This window comes from Caballeronia sp. SEWSISQ10-4 2 (genome assembly GCF_030464885.1).
Classification (GTDB): Bacteria; Pseudomonadota; Gammaproteobacteria; order Burkholderiales; family Burkholderiaceae; genus Caballeronia.
In genome coordinates, this window is sequence record NZ_JALPRJ010000088.1 from 13,323 (window position 1) to 31,706 (window position 18,384).

An 18,384-nucleotide genomic window follows, 5' to 3' on the forward strand; every position below is an offset into this window, starting at 1 on the left:
TGGCCGATAACGTAGGAATGACCGGCAGAACGGATCACCGGCATGGAGCATTAATTACCGGGTTTTCGAGCAAAATCCGTTCCCTGGACAATGTTTTTGATTGACGGTTGATGTACTGCGCGTTACGTGCTAAAAACGCGCTCCACTTTTTGTTTGCGACGCTCGGCGGAGTTTCACGCTGCCGTCGTTCACCTCATGACTTATTGCGCGATCGATTTCGGCACGTCGAATTCAGCGGTCGCATTGCCCGACGGGGCATCGATCCGGCTCGCGCCGGTCGAAGGCAGCGCCACGACGCTGCCGACCGCTGTCTTTTTCAACACGGACGAGGACGAGCAGGCCTACGGCCGGGCCGCGCTCGAGTCTTACATCGACGGTTTCGACGGCCGCCTGATGCGCTCCATGAAGAGCATTCTCGGCTCCCCGCTGGCCGAGACGAGCACGGACCTGGGCGATGGCTCAGCGATCCGCTACGTCGATGTCATCACCCTATTCCTGCAGCATTTGAAGCAGAAGGCGCAGGCCGTTTCCAGCACGCCGATTACGCGCGCGGTGCTGGGTCGCCCGGTATTTTTCGTCGATGACGATCCCCGCGCCGATCAGCTCGCCCAAAACCAGTTGCAGGCCGCTGCGCAAGCCATTGGTCTGACCGATATCCATTTCCAGTATGAGCCGATCGCCGCCGCTTTCGATTACGAAGCGCGCCTGACGAAGGAAGGGCTCGTGTTGGTCGCGGATATTGGCGGCGGTACGTCGGACTTCTCGCTGGTGCGGGTCGGGCCGGCGCGCGTCAAGCTGTTGTCGCGAAAAGACGACGTGCTCGCGCACTACGGCGTCCACGTGGCGGGAACAGATTTCGATCGGCGTGTGGAGCTCGCCACGATCCTGCGCGAACTCGGATATCAATCGATGGCGCCAGAAGGCCGCGAAGTGCCCAATCGCGTGTACTTCGACCTTGCCACCTGGCATTTGATCAACACGGTCTACGGACCTAAACGCGTCAACGAACTGCAGTTGATGCGGCATCTCTATAGCGATCCGAAGCACCACGACCGCCTGATGCGCGTGGTCGAGCGCCGTCTTGGGCACGCACTGGCGTCGCACGCGGAGGCCGCGAAGATCGAAGTAGCGGCGGGCGGCGCGACGACGATCGGAATGGAGGAGGTGGAAGAGGCGCTGCGTATCGGTTTCGACGAGCAGCAACTCATTGACGCAGGCCTGGAGGAGACGCGGCGGATCGTGGCGGCAGCGCGGGAAACGGTGCACCGCGCAGGCGTGGCGCCCCAGGATGTGGGCGCGATCTACTTCACGGGCGGATCGACGGGACTGGGTTTTCTCTCGCAAGCCCTTTCCAATGCGTTCCCGGAAGCCGAAGCCGTGTTTGGCGACCGGCTGGCCAGCGTCGCGACCGGACTCGGCATATATGCACGTCGACTATTTGGTTGATCGGCATTACTTGCAATTACCGTCCGGTCAGTCGATTTAAAGTGGTTTCTCATTAACTACTGATAAACCCGTGATATAAAAGAAAAACCCCGCGAATGCGGGGTTTTTCGTCTGCGAATCAAACGGGCAATAAAACTTATGCCGGCTTGATGTTTGCAGCTTGCTTGCCCTTCGGGCCGGTCTTCACTTCGAAGGTAACCTTCTGGTTTTCCTGAAGCGTCTTGAAGCCTTCCACGCGAATTTCGGAGAAATGAGCAAACAGATCTTCGCCGCCGCCGTCCGGCGTGATGAAGCCAAAGCCCTTTGCGTCATTGAACCACTTGACGGTACCGGTTTCCATGTTACTTGTTCCTAAAGATGTTGAATAAGGCCGAAGCCCGAATGTGCATGAAAATCAAGGAAGGGGCAATGGGACCAACCGGAGTACCGTGATGGGCGAACTACGAAAGACCAATTCACTCGCCACTTGAAATCCTGCAAGAGGGTTTATACGGCGAATCAAACCCGAGGTCAAATAATATCCGACCGGAAACTGGGGTTTTTCGAGTTTGTTTCGCGACATTCGAACGTCATATTACAAACCTTTCGGCGCATCTTTTACGTATGCGCCGGACTCGTTCAAACCTCAGTCGCAACAGATAGAGCGTAACGCGAGCGCACCCGTTAAACTACGCGCCACGTTGGGGCAGGCATCGATTTGGCTGAAGATTCCGCATTAACCCGCATAAGGTATTTGAAAGTTTTTTGACTGAAGGAGACGTAGTGAAAAGTTCTATTCAACGGAACATTGGGCCGGTCGCGCTGCTGCTGACCGGACTGGGTTCCATCATCGGTTCAGGCTGGTTGTTCGGCGCGTGGAAAGCGGCCAAAATTGCGGGTCCGGCTGCCATCGTGGCATGGGTTATTGGCGCAGTAGTCATACTTGCCATTGCACTGACTTATGCCGAGCTTGGCGCAATGTTTCCGGAGTCCGGCGGAATGGTTCGGTATGCGCGTTATTCGCACGGCGCTCTGGTCGGCTTCGTTAGTGCCTGGGCAAACTGGATCGCGATTGTTTCTGTCATTCCAATTGAAGCGGAAGCATCGATTCAATATATGAGTACATGGCCGTATCAATGGGCGCATGCACTTTTTGTAGATGAATCGCTGACGCCGGTCGGACTCGGTTTGTCGGCGCTATTGGTCATGGTGTATTTCCTGCTGAATTATTGGGGCGTCAAATTATTCGCCCGGGCCAATTCTGCAATTACCGTTTTTAAGTTCATTATCCCCGGTGCGACTATTCTCGGTCTTATGCTCACCGGTTTTCATAGTGAAAATTTCGGTACATCGTCGAGTTTCGCGCCTTATGGCTGGTCCGCAGTCCTGACTGCCGTGGCGACCAGCGGTATTGTATTCAGCTTCAACGGCTTTCAGAGTCCGGTTAATCTGGCCGGGGAAGCGCGCAATCCGTCGAAGAGTATTCCATTCGCGGTGATCGGCTCGATCTTGCTCGCACTCGTGATTTATGTGCTGTTGCAGGTGGCGTATATCGGTGCGGTAAGTCCCGGCGATGTCGTGAAGGGCTGGAGCCACTTCAACTTCGCGTCACCGTTCGCGGAACTCGCGCTGGCGCTGAACCTGAACTGGTTGGCGTTCCTCCTTTACGTCGATGCGTTCGTCAGCCCGAGCGGTACCGGCACGACCTACATGGCGACCACCTCGCGCATGATCTACGCGATGGAGCGCAACAACACGCTGCCGAAGATACTCGGCAATGTCCATCCGCTCTACGGCGTGCCGCGTCCGGCGATGTTCTTCAACCTTGGCGTCGCGTCCGTCTTCATGTTCTTCTTTCGCGGCTGGAGTTCGCTGGCGGCGGTGATTTCGGTCGCCACCGTGATTTCGTACCTGACTGGCCCGGTGAGCTTGATGGCGTTACGGCGCGCGGCCACGGACCTGCACCGGCCGTTGATGATCAAGGGCATGTCGATCATCGCGCCGTTCGCGTTCGTGTGTGCGTCGGAGGTGTTGTACTGGGCAAAGTGGCCGCTGACCGGCGAAATCATCCTGCTGATGGTGGTCGCGTTGCCGGTGTATTTCTACTACCAATCCAAGACGGGTTTCCACGATTGGAGCGATGACCTGAGGGCGGCGTGGTGGCTGATCGCGTATTTGCCTGCGATGGCCGTTGTTTCGCTCATCGGCAGCACGGAATTCGGCGGACGCGGATTATTGCCGTATGGCTGGGATATGGCGTTGGTCGCCGTGATGGCGCTGGCGTTTTATTATTGGGGCGTGCAAACCGGGTATCGGTCTCAGTATCTCGAAGAGCGCGACATCCACGACGATATCCTTGCCGAAGCAGGTGCGTGATAGCCGGTTCGTAAAACGCCGTTATCTCAATTAAAAAAACCCGCTTGAGCAATCAAGCGGGTTTTTTATTTTCCTTCGTGGCAAATCGCCGCATTTTGTGGGGATTTAGGCATCGCTGAAAACGTAATTTGTCATGGCCAGCGTTTTCTGAAATGTGCCAAGCGATTGAATGCCGAGTTCGAAGTCATCGCCGGCCGCTCCTAGCGCGCCGAAAATCGGCAGCAGGTGTTCATCGGTCGGATGCATCAGCACGGCGTGCGGCGCTTGTTTCCGGTAATCCAGCAGCGCTTCGATGTCCCGCTTCGCCATCCGATGCTCGAACCAGTCCGTGAATTCGGTCACGCGCGGATCGGCGTCTTCCGGCCGCGCGCTGAAATCCGCCGTCCGCAGGTTGTGCGTGATTTGTCCCGAGCCCACGATCATCACGCCGTCGTCCCGCAACGCCCGCAGCGCTCGGCCCACGCGATAGTGGTGCGCCGGATCAAGACGCGGCTGTATGGATAACTGCGCGACCGGAATCCCGGCGTCCGGGAACATCAGCAGCAATGGCACCCACGCGCCGTGGTCGAGGCCGTGCTCGGTGATTGCCGACGGAACGCCCGCTTGCGTCAGCAGCGTCGCGGCCTGCTTGCCGAGTTCCGGCGCGCCCGGCGCGCGATAGTGGATCTCGTAGAGTTCGCGCGGGAAACCGTAGAAATCGTGGATGGTCTCCGGTTGCTCGGCGACGCTCGCCACTGGCTGCGCCGTGCCCCAGTGTGCGGAAAGCATGAGTATCGAGCGCGGCCGCTCGAAGCGTGTCGCGAAGGAGGCGAACTCGGCGGAAGGCATCGACGGATCGATGGGCAGCGTCGGAGCGCCGTGGGAAATAAAAACGGTCGGAAGGCGGGACATCGCAGCAAACCTCAAAAAGAGTCGTTACCACGAATATAGAGATAGTCAGGCAGTTGATAAACAGCCGGCGAGGCAATGAATTGTGTCGCCGGTGTTGTTAATGGTCCGCGTCTTTCAGTCCCGGCCAAGCTGTGGCGATCGGGTTTCCGAGCGCAAACATGTCAATTACGCGGTCGACTGTCTGATCGACCATTTCATCGATGGAAGCTGGACGGTGATAAAACGCCGGCAGCGGCGGGAAAATGACGCCGCCCATCTCGGTGACCGATGTCATATTGCGCAAATGCGCGAGGTTGAAGGGCGTTTCGCGCACCATCAGCACCAGCCGGCGACGCTCTTTCAGCACGACATCGGCGGCGCGGGTGATCAGATTGTCCGATAGCCCCAGCGCGATGCTCGCCAGCGTTTTCATGGAACAGGGCGCGACGATCATGCCGTCGGTGGCAAACGACCCCGACGCGATGCTCGCACCGACATCACGGACGTTATGCACGACGTCCGCAAGCGCGTGGACGGCGGTTTTATCCAGATCCAGTTCGTGCTGGATGTTCAGCCAACCGGCGCTGGAGATCAGCAAATGCGTTTCCACCGCGCCCAGCCGCCGCAGCGTTTCCAGCAGCCGGATGCCGTAGATCGACCCGGTCGCCCCCGTGATTGCGACGATCAGCCGTCGCGGCACGGGGGGCAGGGGCGAAGAACGTGCGGCGGACAAACTCAGGCAGCGGCGAACAATTGTTGCAGTTCGCCCGATTCGTACATCTCCATCATGATGTCCGAGCCGCCGATGAACTCGCCGTTCACGTAAAGCTGCGGAATGGTCGGCCAGTTGGAGAATTCCTTGATGCCCTGGCGGACGCCTTCGTCTTCGAGGACATTGACCGTCTTGATGTCGGTCACGCCGCAAGCCTTCAGGACCTGGATGGCGCGGCCGGAGAAACCGCACATCGGGAACTGCGCGGTGCCTTTCATGAACAGCACGACCGGTGCTCCTTCGACGATTTGCTTGATGCGTTCTTGCGTATCCATGGTCTTTCCTGCGAGGCGTTGTAATGCGGGGTTGATTGTGGGTCGAGCGGTGAGCGATGCGCTACTTCAAGCGAAATTTCACACGCTAACGATCTGAAATGATAGCGGATTTCAATCCGGGCGGCTTGAGGCGGCTTGCGACCGCTAACGTCGCTTACGTGCGCGTCAAGCCGTGAGAAAACCGCCGCTGACCCGTTCGATGCCGGCCAGATCGCGCTCCGAGCGCACGTCCGAAAACCCGCGCGCCGTCAGCAGTGCGCGCACATTCGCGGCCTGATCGTAGCCATGTTCCAGCCAGAGCGAGCCGCCCGACGCCAGGAAAAACGGCGCCGTCTGGATAATCGTACGGATCGCGGCGAGTCCGTCGGCTTCATCGGTGAGCGCGGTGCGCGGTTCGAAGCGCAGGTCGCCTTCGGAAAGATGCGGGTCATTCTGCGCGATGTATGGCGGATTGCTCACGATCAATTCGAAGCGCAGCGCGGGATCGAGGGCATCCGTCCAGTCGCTTTCCAGTAGCGTGAGTTCTCCGCCCGGCCGGTCTGCATCAAGCAGTTTCGCTGCGTTTCGCGCAGCAACTGTCAGTGCTTGCGTAGATCGATCGACTGCCCAGACGTGTGCATGGGGTTGAAACGATGCGATTCCAACCGCGATCGCCCCACTGCCCGTGCCCAAATCGAGTACGCGCGGGGCTTCAATCCCGGCGATCTTTTCAAGTGCGATTTCCACGAGCAATTCAGTCTCCGGCCGCGGAATCAACACATCCGGCGTGACCTCGAATCTCAGCCCGAAAAATTCACGCGTTCCCACAAGCTGCGCGATCGGTTCGCCAGCCGTGCGTCGTTGTGCCAGCGCTTCGAAACGTACGACGTTTTCCTCGGGCAGGTCCTCGTTATCGCGCGTGATCAATTCGGTCCGGCGCCAGCCGAGCACATGCTCGAGCAAAATCCGCGTCTCGAGCGCGGGCAGCGAAGACGCGCGCAATAACGCGGCTACCGTCGTCATTCCGAATCGCCCAGCGCGGCCAGCAACTCGGCCTGATGTTCGCTGACGAGCGCGGCGACGAGTTCATCGATATCGCCATCCATGATCGCGTCGAGCTTATACAGCGTGAGATTGATCCGGTGATCCGTCATCCGCCCCTGCGGGAAGTTATACGTACGAATCCGTTCCGAGCGATCGCCCGAGCCGATCAGACTCTTGCGCGTGGCCGCTTCCTTCGCGTGCTGCTCGTGATACTGCTTGTCCATGATCCGGGCGGCGAGCACCTTCAGCGCGCGATCCTTGTTCTTGTGCTGCGAGCGATCGTCCTGACATTCCACGACGATTCCCGTCGGCAAATGCGTGACGCGCACAGCGGAATCCGTCTTGTTGATGTGCTGGCCGCCCGCGCCGGAAGCGCGAAAAGTATCGATGCGCAGGTCTGCCGGATTGATCACCACCTCACCGATTTCATCGGCTTCCGGCATCACGGCGACCGTGCACGCCGACGTGTGGATGCGCCCCTGCGTTTCAGTCGCCGGCACCCGCTGCACGCGATGCCCGCCCGATTCGAACTTCAGCTTCGAATACACATTCTGGCCGGCGATCCGCACGATCACTTCCTTATAACCGCCGAGATCCGACGCACTCTCCGACATCATCTCGACCGTCCAGCGATTGCGCTCGGCGTATCGCAGATACATGCGCAGCAAGTCGCCCGCGAACAGCGCGGATTCGTCGCCGCCCGTACCCGCCCGGATTTCGATGAAGATATTGCGGTCGTCGTTGGGATCTTTCGGCAGCAGCATGGCCTGCAGATCACGTTCGATGGCCGCCATCCGCTCGCGCGCCTCGCCAATTTCTTCTTCGGCGAAATCGCGCATCGCCGGGTCGGCGAGCAGTTCCATTGCGGTTGATTCGTCATTCGACGCCTGGCGCCACAACGCGTATTGCTCGACAACCGGCCCGATTTCCGCGTTTTCCCGCGTGATCTTGCGATATTGATCCATATCGGCGGTCACATCTTCGCGGCTCATCAGGTCATTGAGTTCGGCCAGCCGGGTGGTCAGCTGATCGAGCTTGTTTTGCATGCTCGTTTTCATGGAAGGCTGGAGCCAAGCTCCGGAGAAGACAGCAATCAGGAACGCGACCGCGAGACGCGGCGCAACTGAAGAGGTGACGAAAGAGGGGCGCTAAGTTTCCGACTGATCGGACGGATGGCCGTGTTTGTAAAGTCCGCCCATCAGGTCGATGAGCTGGTCGCGATTTTCATGACTGGCACGGCTGAGCGCGTGCGTGGGGCCATGGATCAGCTTGTTGGTCAGTGACTGCGACAGCGCTTCAAGCACCGCCGCCGGATCTTCGCCGCGCGCAAGCATCTTGCGCGCGCGTTCGACTTCGGCGCGGCGCAGCGCGTCGGCCTGCGTGTGCATGTGGCGGATCACCGGCACGATGCTGCGTGCGTCGAGCCATTGCATGAAATTTTGCACACGGGTGTCGATGATCGCTTCAGCCTGCGCGACTGCCGCTTGCCGCGACGCGCTGCCTTCACGCACGATCGCGCCGAGGTCGTCGACGGTATAGAGGAATACGTCCTGCAGCTTGCCCACTTCGGGTTCGATGTCGCGCGGCACGGCAAGATCGACCATGAAAATCGGCCGATGGCGGCGCGCCTTGACGGCCCGTTCAACCGCGCCCAGTCCGATGATCGGCAATGTGGACGCCGTGCATGACACGATGATGTCGAACTCGTGCATGCGCGCGGGCAGCTCGGAGAGGGGAATCGAACGGCCGTTGAAGCGCTCCGCGAGTTTTTCGCCGCGTTCGGCGGTCCGGTTCGCCACTACGAGTTCGCGCGGCTTTTGCGCGGCAAAATGCGTTGCGCACAACTCGATCATTTCGCCCGCGCCGATAAACAGCACGCGCTGTCCCGAAATGTTCTCGAAGATGCGCTGCGCGAGACGCACGGCCGCGGCGGCCATGGAAACGGATTGCGCGCCGATTTCAGTCGTCGTGCGCACTTCCTTCGCAACGGCGAAGGTGCGCTGGAACAACTGGTTGAGATACGTGCCGAGCGCGCCGGCTTCGGACGCCGTGCGCACCGCATCCTTCATCTGGCCGACGATCTGCGTCTCGCCGAGCACCATCGAATCGAGTCCTGAGGCTACGCGAAACGCATGCCGCACGGCTTCCGACTGCGGCAGCGCGTACACATGCGGTGCCAGTTCGGAGACCGGCAGGTTGTGATATTTCGACAGCCAATGGATGGCGGCGTCGCGGGCCGCTTTGTCGTCGGTGGCGCAGTACAGCTCCGTGCGGTTGCACGTGGACAGGATCGCCGCTTCCGGCGCGGCTTTTCCCAGCGGCCCCAGCCACAGATCTTTCAGCGCCCCGAGCGCCGGTTTGATCTGTTCGAGCGGAAACGCCACGCGTTCGCGCAGGGCGACAGGCGCAGTGTGGTGGTTGATTCCGATCGCGAGGAGCTGCATGTTTTGGGCCTAAGCTGATGGCCTTTGGAAATGCCTGAGAATGAGCCAGATATTATAGCCTTTCGCGGATTTCTTCAGTTCCACCGGGGAAACCCATGCCAGGCAAGGGGCCGGGAATGACGTCCGTTTCAATCCGGTCCAGTTGGTAACCGTAGCCGTAGAGCGGCGTCAGCCGGTAACCGGTTTGCGGCCGGAGATGCAACTTTGTGCGCAGGCGGCACGCGTGGGTGTCCAGCGTCCGCGACGCCATGTCACTCCCGCGCGGCCACACCACTTCCATGATGTGCGCACGCGATACGCCGCGCGACAGGTTGGTGAACAACAGCCGGGCGAAGCGGAATTCCTTCGGCGTGAGCAAACCCCGCTGCTCCGCGAAACTCACGCTCAATTCCGACGCATTGAACCGATACTCGCCGAAATGCTCGGCCGCCGGCGTGCGAACCGCGCTTCGGCGTGCCAGCACTTCCACGCGGGCGGCCAGTTCGATGCAGCGGACGGGTTTCGAGAGGCAATCGTCGGCGCCGGCTTTCAGGCACGCGACCATGTCGGCCTCGCTCTGGCACGCTGCCATCAACACGACGGGAAGCTGCGGCGCAAGCTGCCTGACGCGTTCGATGATTTCCGCGCCGATCATGTCGCGCGCTTCATTGGCGGCGATCAGCAGGTCGAAGGTGTCGTGCCTCATTCGATCCAGCAGCGCGGGCGCGGTTGGGAAAAAGTGGCAGAAATGGCCGTCCAGGACAAGTGTCCGGCGGATGAGTGCGGCGCGCTGGACGTCCGCGTCAATGATGGCGATTCGCATGATTTCCGACGCCGCCGCGCGCGCTGAGAGAGCAGGTTGGGCGGCGTGGCACGTGCTTGCCATCGCCATGCCAGCCCCCTTCTGAACATGACTTGACACGCTGATTTTACGTATCAGTTCCTCGACGCCCCTGCTCATAGGATCTAAACTCATCCGCTACGCTGCGAGCGCCTTCCAGAGCTTCTAGTTTTACAGGACCGAAAATGCTAGTTCACCGATCCGATTCAACCCATAGCTTTAGTCTTAAATCCGCCGGAATGCGCCGCTAATGGGGTGGCCGGGGATCGTGTTTCTCGGTTTGGTGGTGGGATTGGCCGGTTGGTGGCGGCATCCGTTGCGGCGGGTGGCCTCAAAACCGTTCGGCCGGATATGGGCGGCGGGACTCGTGGGCATTCTGGCGGCGATGCTCGCGAAAATGCTCGGCAACGTCACCGGCGCATTTCACGATGGCGATTCCTTTGAGTGGCTCGCATGTGCGCTGCTGGCGCTAGTCGCCGTGACCGTCACGGTAGGACTGGCGGCGCGGCGTTGAGCTTATGGTTGGACGTAACAAAATTCTGCAGGTGACTCCATGAACGATCGACTGAATTCCCCCGATGGCCAGACTTTCGCCCGGCGTATCGAATTGCTGCGCGGCGCGATGGCGCGTGAGGCGCTGGCCGCCGTGCTGGTGCCGTCGTCGGATCCGCACATCTCTGAATATCTGCCGGAGCACTGGCAAGGGCGGCAGTGGCTGTCGGGATTCACGGGCTCGGTCGGAACGCTGGTCGTAACAGCCGATTTCGCCGGCGTGTGGGTCGACAGCCGATATTGGACGCAGGCCGAGGCGCAACTGGCCGGGACCGGTATCGCGTTGATGAAGATGATGGCCGGACAGCAATCCGCACCGCACGTGGACTGGCTCGCTGAAAACGTGGCGGCCGGCGAGACGGTGGCCGTCGACGGCGCCGTGCTGGGCGTCGCGGCTGCGCGGGCGTTGAAGGAAGCGCTGACGGCGCGCGGGATCGTGTTGCGAACGGACCTGGATCTGCTCGATGCCGTTTGGCCGGAGCGCCCGGGCTTGCCATCGGAGAGTGTCTACGAACACGTCGCGCCCCAGGCGAGCGTCGCGCGTCCGGAGAAGCTGGCAGAAGTGCGGCGCGTGATGCGCGAGAAGGGCGCGCAATGGCATTTCATCTCGACGCTCGACGATCTCGCGTGGCTGTTCAACCTGCGTGGCGCCGACGTCACCTATAACCCCGTGTTCGTCGCGCATGCGTTGATCGGACTGGACGACGCGGCGTTGTTTGTCGGCGATGGCAAGATTCCGGCCGAGCTGAAAGCGTCGTTGCTGAAGGAGAACGTGCGCGTCGAGCCGTATTCGGCCGTCGCCGATGCCCTCGCCACTTTGCCCGCCGGTTCCACGCTGCTCATCGATCCGCGCCGGATCACGTTCGGCTCGCTGGAAAAGGTGCCGGCCGAAGTGAAGATTGCGGAAGCGGTGAATCCGTCGACGTTCGCCAAGTCGCGCAAGACGCCCGCCGACGCCGCGCACATTCGCGCGACGATGGAGCAGGATGGCGCGGCGCTCGCCGAGTTCTTCGCGTGGTTCGAAGACGCGCTCGGGCGCGAGACGATCACGGAGCTCACCATCGACGAGAAACTGACGGCCGCGCGTGCGCGTCGGCCGGGTTTTGTCACGCTGAGTTTTGCGACTATCGCGGGTTTCAACGCGAACGGCGCGATGCCGCACTATCGCGCCACCGAAGCCTCGCATTCGGTGATCGAAGGCAATGGTTTGCTGCTGATCGATTCGGGCGGCCAGTACCTGAGTGGCACGACCGATATCACGCGCGTGGTGCCGATCGGCACGATTACGGCTGAGCACAAGCGCGATTTCACCGTCGTGTTGAAGGGGACGATTGCGTTGTCGCGGGCGCATTTCCCGCGCGGCATTCGTTCACCGATGCTCGACGCCATCGCGCGTGCGCCCATCTGGGAAGCGGGCGCGGATTACGGACACGGCACGGGGCATGGCGTCGGTTATTTCCTGAACGTGCACGAAGGCCCGCAGGTCATCTCGCACTACGCGCCGGCCGAGCCGTACACGGCGATGGAAGACGGCATGATCACGTCGATCGAACCGGGGCTTTATCGGCCGGGGAAATGGGGCATTCGCATCGAAAACCTGGTGATGAACGAGCCCGCCGGAAAAACCGAATTCGGCGATTTCCTCAAGTTCGAAACGCTGACGCTGTGTCCCATCGACACCCGTTGCATCGACTTGAGCCTGCTACGCGACGACGAACGCGCGTGGCTCAACGACTATCACGCAACCGTCCTCGAACGCGTTTCGCCGCACGTGTCCGGCGCGGCAAAAACGTGGCTCGAAAAACGCACGCAAGCAATCTGAACGGAGCGATGCATGGCGATCAAGGCAGTGGTGTTCGATTTCGGCGGCGTGCTGATCGACTGGAATCCCGAATATGTGTATAGCCGGCTGATTCCCGATGCAACCGAGCGGCGCTGGTTTATGGACAACGTTGTCAAGACGGACTGGGTGCTGCAGCAGGACGCGGGGCAGACTATCGCCGACGGCAATGCCGAACTGATCGCCAGGTTTCCCGAGCACGAAGCCCTGATCCGCGCGTTTTACGAGCGCTGGCAGGACATGGTGGCGGGCGCGCTGGAAGACGGCGTCGCGCTGGTCGACAAGCTCGCGGCAGCGGACACGCCGCTGTTCGGACTGACCAATTGGTCGGCCGAAACTTTTCCGTGGGCTTGGGAGCGTTTCCCGGTGCTGCAGCGTTTTCGCGAGGTGGTCGTGTCGGGGCGTGTGCTGGTGGCCAAACCCGATCCTGCCATTTTCGCGTTGATGTGGACTGAAATTGAAAAGCATCTTCCGGGCATTCAGCCGCAGGAAGTTGTTTTTATCGATGACAACGCGAAGAACATCCAGGCCGCGACTGCGCTTGGCTGGAGCGCTGTGCATCACACGAACGCAGAGCAGACCGAGGCGCGCTTGAGAGCGCTCGGTTTGCCCGTGTGATTATTTTCCGAACAGGTTCTTCAACGCGTCGCCGATGCTTTTCACCACGCCGCCGGCATTCTTCGCCACGCCTTCCGCGTTCACGCCAAGCGCCTTCGCGAAGCCTACGGCGAGCTTCTTCATCAAACTCTCGTTGAGCGAGAATTTCGGGTCGCGCAGATCGCCATCGAGTTCGAAGTCCAGCTTGATCTGATCGTGATTTTTCAACGCCGCGACTGCGATCTTCGTCGGCATGGAGAGGAACGTGTCGAGCGGGTTGCCGCTATCCGATAACTGCAAGTGGTTCAGCATGATCGAACCCGGCGCGTGGATACGGTAGTCGTGCACGGTCGCGTCAAGCGTGAGGTCGATCGTGCCGCCCGTGACGCTCGTCTTCGCGCCCGCTTTCCTCAGCAGATACGGATCGAGCGTGGCGATATCGACGTTGTGCAAGGTCGTGTGCGTCTGCGAATCCTTGTTCGCTATTTTTATCCAGCCGTTGAACGCGACCGTACCCGTGTGCGACGGCCCTTTGATCGAGCCCGTCATGTCGAGCTTGGTGGGTTCGGTGAGCGCGGGCAGATGCAGGTTGTCGACGTTCGCCTTCGCGTCCGAAATCAGGATTCGATACGGCGGCTGCTGCACGGATTCATCGAAGAATTCCATGGCGCCGCGCTCAAACGTGACGTGATCGATCTGTCGATCTTCCCGCGCATGCGCCGCGGCTTCGCTTGAACCGGCTTGGGCTTCGCTTGCCGATTGCCGGAGATTGGGCAGCAACTGGACGCTGCCATCGGCGAAACGGACGACGGAGAGATAAAAACCATCGATCGTCACGTGTTGCAGATGCACGCGGTTGCTCAGGAGCGATCGCATATCGACGTTGAGCGTCACGCGCTCGGCACGCAGCGCGTCTTCCGTGGGCCAGCCTTGTGGCCCGCGCAGACGCACGTGGCTCAGCGTGATCCGCGCGTAACCGACCTCGATATCTTCCGCCGAGCCAAGCGGCCCAAGCGTTTCGACCACGCGCGACTTCATTTCCTGCGCGACGAGAAACCCGCCGCCGATCGCCGCCAACAGCAGCACCACAACGATCGCGCCCACCCACAGCGCCACGCGTTGCGCCTTCGTACCCGCCATCCCGATGTCTCCCATCCAAGCCGCGCACGAGCGGCGATACGGTGCCTTGTTGCTGTTGGCCCTTGCCGTGCTTACCGGACGATCGGCTTATAGCGCAGGCGTTTCGGCTTAGCAGCTTCCTCGCCCAGGCGATTGCGCTTGTCGGCTTCGTATTCTTGATAGTTGCCGTCGAAGAAGCTCACTTGCGAGTCGCCTTCGAACGCAATGATGTGCGTCGCGATACGGTCGAGGAACCAGCGATCGTGCGAAATCACCATCACCGATCCAGCGAATTCCAGCAACGCGTCTTCAAGCGCGCGCAGCGTTTCGACGTCCAGGTCGTTCGACGGCTCGTCCAGCAGCAGTACGTTGCCGCCTTCGATCAGCGTCTTCGCGAGATGCAGGCGGCCGCGTTCACCGCCCGACAATGCGCCGACGGTTTTTTGCTGATCGCCGCCCTTGAAGTTGAATCGGCCGATATACGCCCGCGACGGCGTTTCGTACTTGCCCACGGTCAGTACATCCGCACCGCCCGAAATCTCTTCGAACACGGTCTTGTTGGCATTGAGCGCATCGCGGCTTTGATCCACGTACGCCAGTTTTACCGTCGGCCCCGTGACGATCTCGCCCGAATCCGGCTGCTCCTTACCCGTTAGCATGCGGAACAACGTGGATTTCCCCGCGCCATTCGGCCCGATAATTCCGACAATCGCGCCCGCCGGAATCTTCATGTTCAGGTTATCGATCAAGAGCCGGTCGCCGTAAGCCTTGCTCACGTTCTTGAACTCGATCACTTCATTGCCCAGCCGGTCGCCGACAGGGATGAAGATTTCCTGGGTTTCATTGCGCTTCTGATATTCCTGGCTGTTGAGTTCCTCGAACCGCGCGATCCGCGCCTTCGATTTCGCCTGGCGCCCCTTCGGATTCTGGCGCACCCATTCCAGTTCTTTCTTCAGCGCCTTCTGCCGCGCCGATTCCGTCGATTCTTCCTGCTTCAGCCGATCCTGTTTCTGGTCGAGCCAGCTGCTGTAGTTGCCTTTCCACGGGATGCCGTGGCCGCGGTCGAGTTCGAGAATCCATTCGGCGGCGTTATCGAGGAAATAGCGGTCGTGGGTGACCGCCACGACTGTGCCCGGATAGCGTGTGAGGAATTGTTCTAGCCAATCCACCGATTCCGCGTCCAGGTGGTTGGTCGGTTCGTCGAGCAGCAGCATGTCGGGTTTTTGCAGCAGCAACTTGCACAGCGCCACGCGGCGCTTTTCGCCGCCCGACAGGTGTTCGATTTTTGCGTCCCACGCGGGCAGGCGCAGTGCGTCGGCGGCGACTTCGAGTTGTTGCTCCGGCGTGCCGCCGTCGCTGGTCGCGAGGATGGCTTCGTATTTGGCTTGCTCGGCGGCGAGAGCGTCGAAGTCGGCGTCGGGTTCCGCGTACGCCGCGTAGATCGCATCGAGCTTTTTCTGCGCGCTAAAAACTTCGCCAAGGCCGTCTTCCACCGCTTCGCGCACGGTTTGCTGCGGATCGAGTTGCGGTTCCTGCGGCAAGTAGCCGATGTTCAGGTTCGGCATCGGCGTGGCTTCGCCTTCGATTTCCTTGTCAACGCCAGCCATGATGCGGATCAGGGTCGACTTGCCGGACCCGTTCAGGCCGAGCAGGCCGATCTTGGCGCCGGGGAAAAACGAGAGCGAGATGTCTTTCAGGATCTGGCGTTTCGGCGGCACGATCTTGCCGACGCGGTTCATGGTGAAGACGTATTGGGCCATTTTGAATTCAGTTGTCTGAGGTTGACGGTTCGAAGCGGGCTTCGGCCGGGCGGGTTCTGGGTTTTAGGCCCCCTGCCGGGAAGTCCCTGGATTCAGTACGCGACGATGCGTTTCCCGCAGCGCGCGGGAAGTGACGACATTGTACTTCGATGAATATGGCGGCCTGCCGGGCGTTTGTCGGCTTTGCCATCGGCACTTGGCGTTTAGCGCCAGGCTGCGACGCCGCCGTGACGCGAACACGTGCCGCTGCGATGGCGGCTGAAGCTCCAGGTGCCATCGCGGCATCGGGCGGTGGCGCCGTTGGGGACTTCACCCGAACGCGAACGAGCGGGGGAGTGGACGGTTTCTCCGTCGTGATTGCGATAGGTCTGGTGGTTATCGAGGTTGGATTCGTTCGGGGTGGAGTAGGCGTAGGCGAACGAGTGGGCGCAACTGAGCGCGAGGGCGGCGGTTAGGAGGATCGAGGCGAAGCGGTGATAGAAACGTGTCGGCATTGTTTTTGTTTTGAACGCGAGAGGCGTGAATGCTTGCGTTGGTCGTTTTGGATCGCCGCATTATCGCGCGATCAGATAGCCGGCGTAGCGAGTGAGCATGATGTCATCGACTTCGCGCTGGCTGCCCGAGCCGAGGTCGACCATTTTCCTGACGTCAGGAAAATGGTCTGTTGTCGCGTGCCCCGACGTTTCGCAGGCAATCTCGGCTTTGCGGCCGGTCCTGGCTCACTCGACCCAACAAGCGGTGGGCGAGCAGAGCGGCCGGCGCACAGCAAATAAAAAAAGCGGAATCCCTTTATGAAGGACCGCGCGTTTAATCACAAGCTCGGACGACGAATTATTACATCAGACGTTAAACAAGAAATTCATCACGTCGCCGTCGTGCACCACGTATTCTTTCCCTTCAGCGCGCATCTTCCCGGCTTCTTTCGCGCCTTGCTCGCCTTTGAACGCGACGAAGTCATCGAAGGCGATCGTCTGCGCGCGAATAAACCCGCGCTCGAAGTCCGTGTGAATAGCACCTGCGGCTTGAGGCGCAGTGTCGCCGATATGAATCGTCCAGGCCCGCACTTCCTTCACGCCCGCCGTGAAATACGTCTGCAAGCCAAGCAGTTTGTAGCCTGCGCGAATCACGCGATCCAGACCCGGCTCTTCCATGCCGATATCGGCGAGAAACTCGTGCTTGTCGGCGTCGTCGAGATCCGCGATTTCCGCTTCGATCGCCGCGCACACCGCCACGACCGGCGCCTTCTCGGTCTCAGCGTACTTGCGCACCGCGTCCAGATGGGGATTGTTTTCGAAGCCGTCATCCTTTACGTTCGCCACGTACATGGTCGGCTTGGCGGTAATCAGGCACAGCGGCTTGATCAGCAAGAGTTCGTCTTCGCTCAAGTCGAGACCGCGCACTGGCTTCGCCTGATCGAGTTGCGCCTGGATCTTTTCCAGCAACGGGACGAGCTTCGCCGCTTCCTTGTCGTTGCCTGAGCGGGCGGACTTCGCATAGCGGTGATGAGCCTTCTCCACCGTCGCTAAATCCGCCAGCGCCAATTCCGTATTGATGACTTCAATATCCGCGAGCGGATCGATCTTGTTCGCGACGTGAATCACGTTCTCGTCTTCGAAACAACGCACGACGTGCGTGATGGCATCGGTTTCGCGGATGTTTGCGAGGAACTTGTTGCCCAAGCCTTCGCCCTTGCTCGCGCCTGCCACGAGACCCGCGATATCGACGAATTCGACAATGGCCGGAACCACGCGCTCGGGTTTGACGATCTCGGAAAGTGCAGCAAGCCGCGGATCCGGCACTTCGACCACGCCGACATTCGGCTCGATCGTGCAGAACGGATAGTTTTCGGCGGCAATGCCGGCCTTGGTCAGTGCATTAAACAGGGTGGACTTGCCGACGTTAGGCAAGCCGACGATGCCGCATTGGAGGCTCATGGAAATCCCATTGTAAACAAGGCACTATCGCGCCGAATGTCGGCGTGGTCGAAGTGCCCGATCGCCGCCGGCCGTTTTCGCGGGGCGATGTGTATTGGGAGGCAAAACAGCAAAACCGGGGCGTTGGCTCAACGATTTTGTATCTGTTTTGTCTTCGGAAAAATGGCAATTGTAACTCTTTCGGAGTCAGCTCTTGAGCGGCTTCCAGGTAAGTCTGGTGCGGTGTTCCGGGACCGGGTGTTGTGTGGCTTATGCCTCAAGGTAGGTCGGCGGACCAAGACGTTTTTTGTAGCTACGCTAGAATGTTTCTATACCGTATCAACAAGGAGCCGATCGAAATCCAGGTCGACCTCGACTACTCAGGATGAAATTTCACTATGACTGTTCAGACGATTAAGCGTTGGGGGCAATAGCCTTGCCGTGCGCATCCCCGCCGGCTTGGCCGACGCGCTCAGGATACAAGAGGACCAGGACGTAGAAATCGGCGCCGAACATGGCGCCCTGGTAATTAAACCTGCGGGTTTGACGTCCTCCTCGCCCTGATGAACGAGGATTCCCGGCGGCTTACGCCGCCTTG

At 60.2% G+C, this 18,384-nt stretch carries 18 protein-coding genes; 6 read left to right on the forward strand and 12 right to left on the reverse strand.

What is annotated here, in order from left to right; translation table 11 throughout:
- The first annotated feature begins 195 nt into the window (after window positions 1-195).
- Window positions 196-1,446, forward strand: coding sequence for an Hsp70 family protein (locus M0D69_RS36765; RefSeq protein WP_301786736.1), 1,251 nt, complete (start codon window positions 196-198; stop codon window positions 1,444-1,446).
- Window positions 1,447-1,582: 136 nt separating this feature from the next.
- Here the strand turns inward: M0D69_RS36765 and M0D69_RS36770 are convergent, their stop codons facing one another.
- A complete protein-coding gene (locus M0D69_RS36770; RefSeq protein ID WP_035936159.1) occupies window positions 1,583-1,786 on the reverse strand; it encodes a cold-shock protein in 204 nt (67 codons plus the stop codon).
- A gap of 422 nt (window positions 1,787-2,208) precedes the next feature.
- On the opposite strand from M0D69_RS36770, the gene M0D69_RS36775 reads away from it, so the two are divergent.
- On the forward strand, window positions 2,209-3,801 hold the full coding sequence (locus tag M0D69_RS36775) for an APC family permease (protein ID WP_301786737.1): 1,593 nt from the start codon (window positions 2,209-2,211) through the stop codon (window positions 3,799-3,801).
- 105 nt (window positions 3,802-3,906) lie between these two features.
- On the opposite strand, the gene M0D69_RS36780 is transcribed toward M0D69_RS36775, so the two are convergent.
- The 7 genes from M0D69_RS36780 to M0D69_RS36810 form a co-directional block, all read right to left on the reverse strand.
- A complete protein-coding gene (locus M0D69_RS36780) occupies window positions 3,907-4,692 on the reverse strand; it encodes a class III extradiol ring-cleavage dioxygenase (RefSeq protein WP_301786738.1) in 786 nt (261 codons plus the stop codon).
- Between the two features lie 97 nt (window positions 4,693-4,789).
- On the reverse strand, window positions 4,790-5,371 hold the full coding sequence (locus M0D69_RS36785; protein ID WP_301786739.1) for a UbiX family flavin prenyltransferase: 582 nt from the start codon (window positions 5,369-5,371) through the stop codon (window positions 4,790-4,792).
- 35 nt (window positions 5,372-5,406) lie between these two features.
- Entirely contained in the window at window positions 5,407-5,718 is a 312-nt protein-coding gene (grxD, locus tag M0D69_RS36790) for a Grx4 family monothiol glutaredoxin (protein ID WP_047898391.1), read from the reverse strand.
- Window positions 5,719-5,883: 165 nt separating this feature from the next.
- Window positions 5,884-6,720 (reverse strand): peptide chain release factor N(5)-glutamine methyltransferase, encoded by an 837-nt coding sequence (gene prmC / locus M0D69_RS36795; RefSeq protein WP_301786740.1) that lies wholly within the window; start codon window positions 6,718-6,720, stop codon window positions 5,884-5,886.
- Window positions 6,717-7,799 carry a peptide chain release factor 1 gene (gene prfA / locus M0D69_RS36800; RefSeq protein WP_047898389.1) on the reverse strand — a complete coding sequence of 361 codons (1,083 nt, stop codon included), beginning with the start codon at window positions 7,797-7,799 and terminating at the stop codon, window positions 6,717-6,719. Before prfA ends, prmC begins: the two co-directional genes overlap by 4 nt.
- 90 nt (window positions 7,800-7,889) lie before the next feature.
- The gene (hemA, locus tag M0D69_RS36805; protein WP_301786741.1) at window positions 7,890-9,185 is read right to left on the reverse strand and encodes a glutamyl-tRNA reductase; all 1,296 of its coding nucleotides are present in this window, start codon (window positions 9,183-9,185) and stop codon (window positions 7,890-7,892) included.
- A 52-nt stretch (window positions 9,186-9,237) separates the two neighbouring features.
- A complete protein-coding gene (locus M0D69_RS36810; protein WP_301786742.1) occupies window positions 9,238-9,987 on the reverse strand; it encodes a response regulator transcription factor in 750 nt (249 codons plus the stop codon).
- A gap of 268 nt (window positions 9,988-10,255) precedes the next feature.
- Between M0D69_RS36810 and M0D69_RS36815 the strand changes: the two genes are divergently transcribed.
- The 3 genes from M0D69_RS36815 to M0D69_RS36825 are packed head-to-tail and all read left to right on the forward strand — an operon-like array spanning window position 10,256 to window position 13,015.
- The gene (locus M0D69_RS36815) at window positions 10,256-10,519 is read left to right on the forward strand and encodes a hypothetical protein (protein WP_301786743.1); all 264 of its coding nucleotides are present in this window, start codon (window positions 10,256-10,258) and stop codon (window positions 10,517-10,519) included.
- Between the two features lie 39 nt (window positions 10,520-10,558).
- Complete coding sequence (locus M0D69_RS36820) at window positions 10,559-12,379, forward strand: aminopeptidase P family protein (RefSeq protein ID WP_301786744.1); 1,821 nt, start codon at window positions 10,559-10,561, stop codon at window positions 12,377-12,379.
- Between the two features lie 12 nt (window positions 12,380-12,391).
- On the forward strand, window positions 12,392-13,015 hold the full coding sequence (locus tag M0D69_RS36825) for an HAD family phosphatase (RefSeq protein ID WP_301786745.1): 624 nt from the start codon (window positions 12,392-12,394) through the stop codon (window positions 13,013-13,015).
- Here the strand turns inward: M0D69_RS36825 and M0D69_RS36830 are convergent, their stop codons facing one another.
- From M0D69_RS36830 to ychF, 4 genes are all read right to left on the reverse strand, one after another.
- A complete protein-coding gene (locus M0D69_RS36830; protein ID WP_301786746.1) occupies window positions 13,016-14,134 on the reverse strand; it encodes a DUF748 domain-containing protein in 1,119 nt (372 codons plus the stop codon).
- A gap of 71 nt (window positions 14,135-14,205) precedes the next feature.
- Window positions 14,206-15,873 (reverse strand): energy-dependent translational throttle protein EttA, encoded by a 1,668-nt coding sequence (gene ettA, locus M0D69_RS36835; protein WP_301786747.1) that lies wholly within the window; start codon window positions 15,871-15,873, stop codon window positions 14,206-14,208.
- Window positions 15,874-16,076: 203 nt separating this feature from the next.
- Window positions 16,077-16,367 carry a DUF3761 domain-containing protein gene (locus M0D69_RS36840; RefSeq protein WP_301786748.1) on the reverse strand — a complete coding sequence of 97 codons (291 nt, stop codon included), beginning with the start codon at window positions 16,365-16,367 and terminating at the stop codon, window positions 16,077-16,079.
- A gap of 345 nt (window positions 16,368-16,712) precedes the next feature.
- Window positions 16,713-17,807, reverse strand: coding sequence for a redox-regulated ATPase YchF (ychF, locus tag M0D69_RS36845; RefSeq protein ID WP_301786749.1), 1,095 nt, complete (start codon window positions 17,805-17,807; stop codon window positions 16,713-16,715).
- A 420-nt stretch (window positions 17,808-18,227) separates the two neighbouring features.
- Here ychF and M0D69_RS43945 point away from each other — a divergent pair, with 420 nt between their 5' ends.
- Entirely contained in the window at window positions 18,228-18,350 is a 123-nt protein-coding gene (locus M0D69_RS43945; RefSeq protein WP_367619814.1) for a hypothetical protein, read from the forward strand.
- The last annotated feature ends 34 nt before the right edge of the window (window positions 18,351-18,384 follow it).

What these genes read in the sequence shown, in the direction of transcription:
- M0D69_RS36765 (WP_301786736.1), top strand. Translation starts at nt 196, where the DNA reads ATGACTTATTGCGCGATCGATTTCGGCACGTCGAATTCAGCGGTCGCA.
- M0D69_RS36770 (WP_035936159.1), bottom strand. Translation starts at nt 1,786, where the DNA reads ATGGAAACCGGTACCGTCAAGTGGTTCAATGACGCAAAGGGCTTTGGC.
- M0D69_RS36780 (WP_301786738.1), bottom strand. Translation starts at nt 4,692, where the DNA reads ATGTCCCGCCTTCCGACCGTTTTTATTTCCCACGGCGCTCCGACGCTG.
- grxD (WP_047898391.1), bottom strand. Translation starts at nt 5,718, where the DNA reads ATGGATACGCAAGAACGCATCAAGCAAATCGTCGAAGGAGCACCGGTC.
- prmC (WP_301786740.1), bottom strand. Translation starts at nt 6,720, where the DNA reads ATGACGACGGTAGCCGCGTTATTGCGCGCGTCTTCGCTGCCCGCGCTC.
- prfA (WP_047898389.1), bottom strand. Translation starts at nt 7,799, where the DNA reads ATGAAAACGAGCATGCAAAACAAGCTCGATCAGCTGACCACCCGGCTG.
- hemA (WP_301786741.1), bottom strand. Translation starts at nt 9,185, where the DNA reads ATGCAGCTCCTCGCGATCGGAATCAACCACCACACTGCGCCTGTCGCC.
- M0D69_RS36810 (WP_301786742.1), bottom strand. Translation starts at nt 9,987, where the DNA reads ATGCGAATCGCCATCATTGACGCGGACGTCCAGCGCGCCGCACTCATC.
- M0D69_RS36815 (WP_301786743.1), top strand. Translation starts at nt 10,256, where the DNA reads ATGGGGTGGCCGGGGATCGTGTTTCTCGGTTTGGTGGTGGGATTGGCC.
- M0D69_RS36820 (WP_301786744.1), top strand. Translation starts at nt 10,559, where the DNA reads ATGAACGATCGACTGAATTCCCCCGATGGCCAGACTTTCGCCCGGCGT.
- M0D69_RS36825 (WP_301786745.1), top strand. Translation starts at nt 12,392, where the DNA reads ATGGCGATCAAGGCAGTGGTGTTCGATTTCGGCGGCGTGCTGATCGAC.
- M0D69_RS36830 (WP_301786746.1), bottom strand. Translation starts at nt 14,134, where the DNA reads ATGGCGGGTACGAAGGCGCAACGCGTGGCGCTGTGGGTGGGCGCGATC.
- ettA (WP_301786747.1), bottom strand. Translation starts at nt 15,873, where the DNA reads ATGGCCCAATACGTCTTCACCATGAACCGCGTCGGCAAGATCGTGCCG.
- M0D69_RS36840 (WP_301786748.1), bottom strand. Translation starts at nt 16,367, where the DNA reads ATGCCGACACGTTTCTATCACCGCTTCGCCTCGATCCTCCTAACCGCC.
- ychF (WP_301786749.1), bottom strand. Translation starts at nt 17,807, where the DNA reads ATGAGCCTCCAATGCGGCATCGTCGGCTTGCCTAACGTCGGCAAGTCC.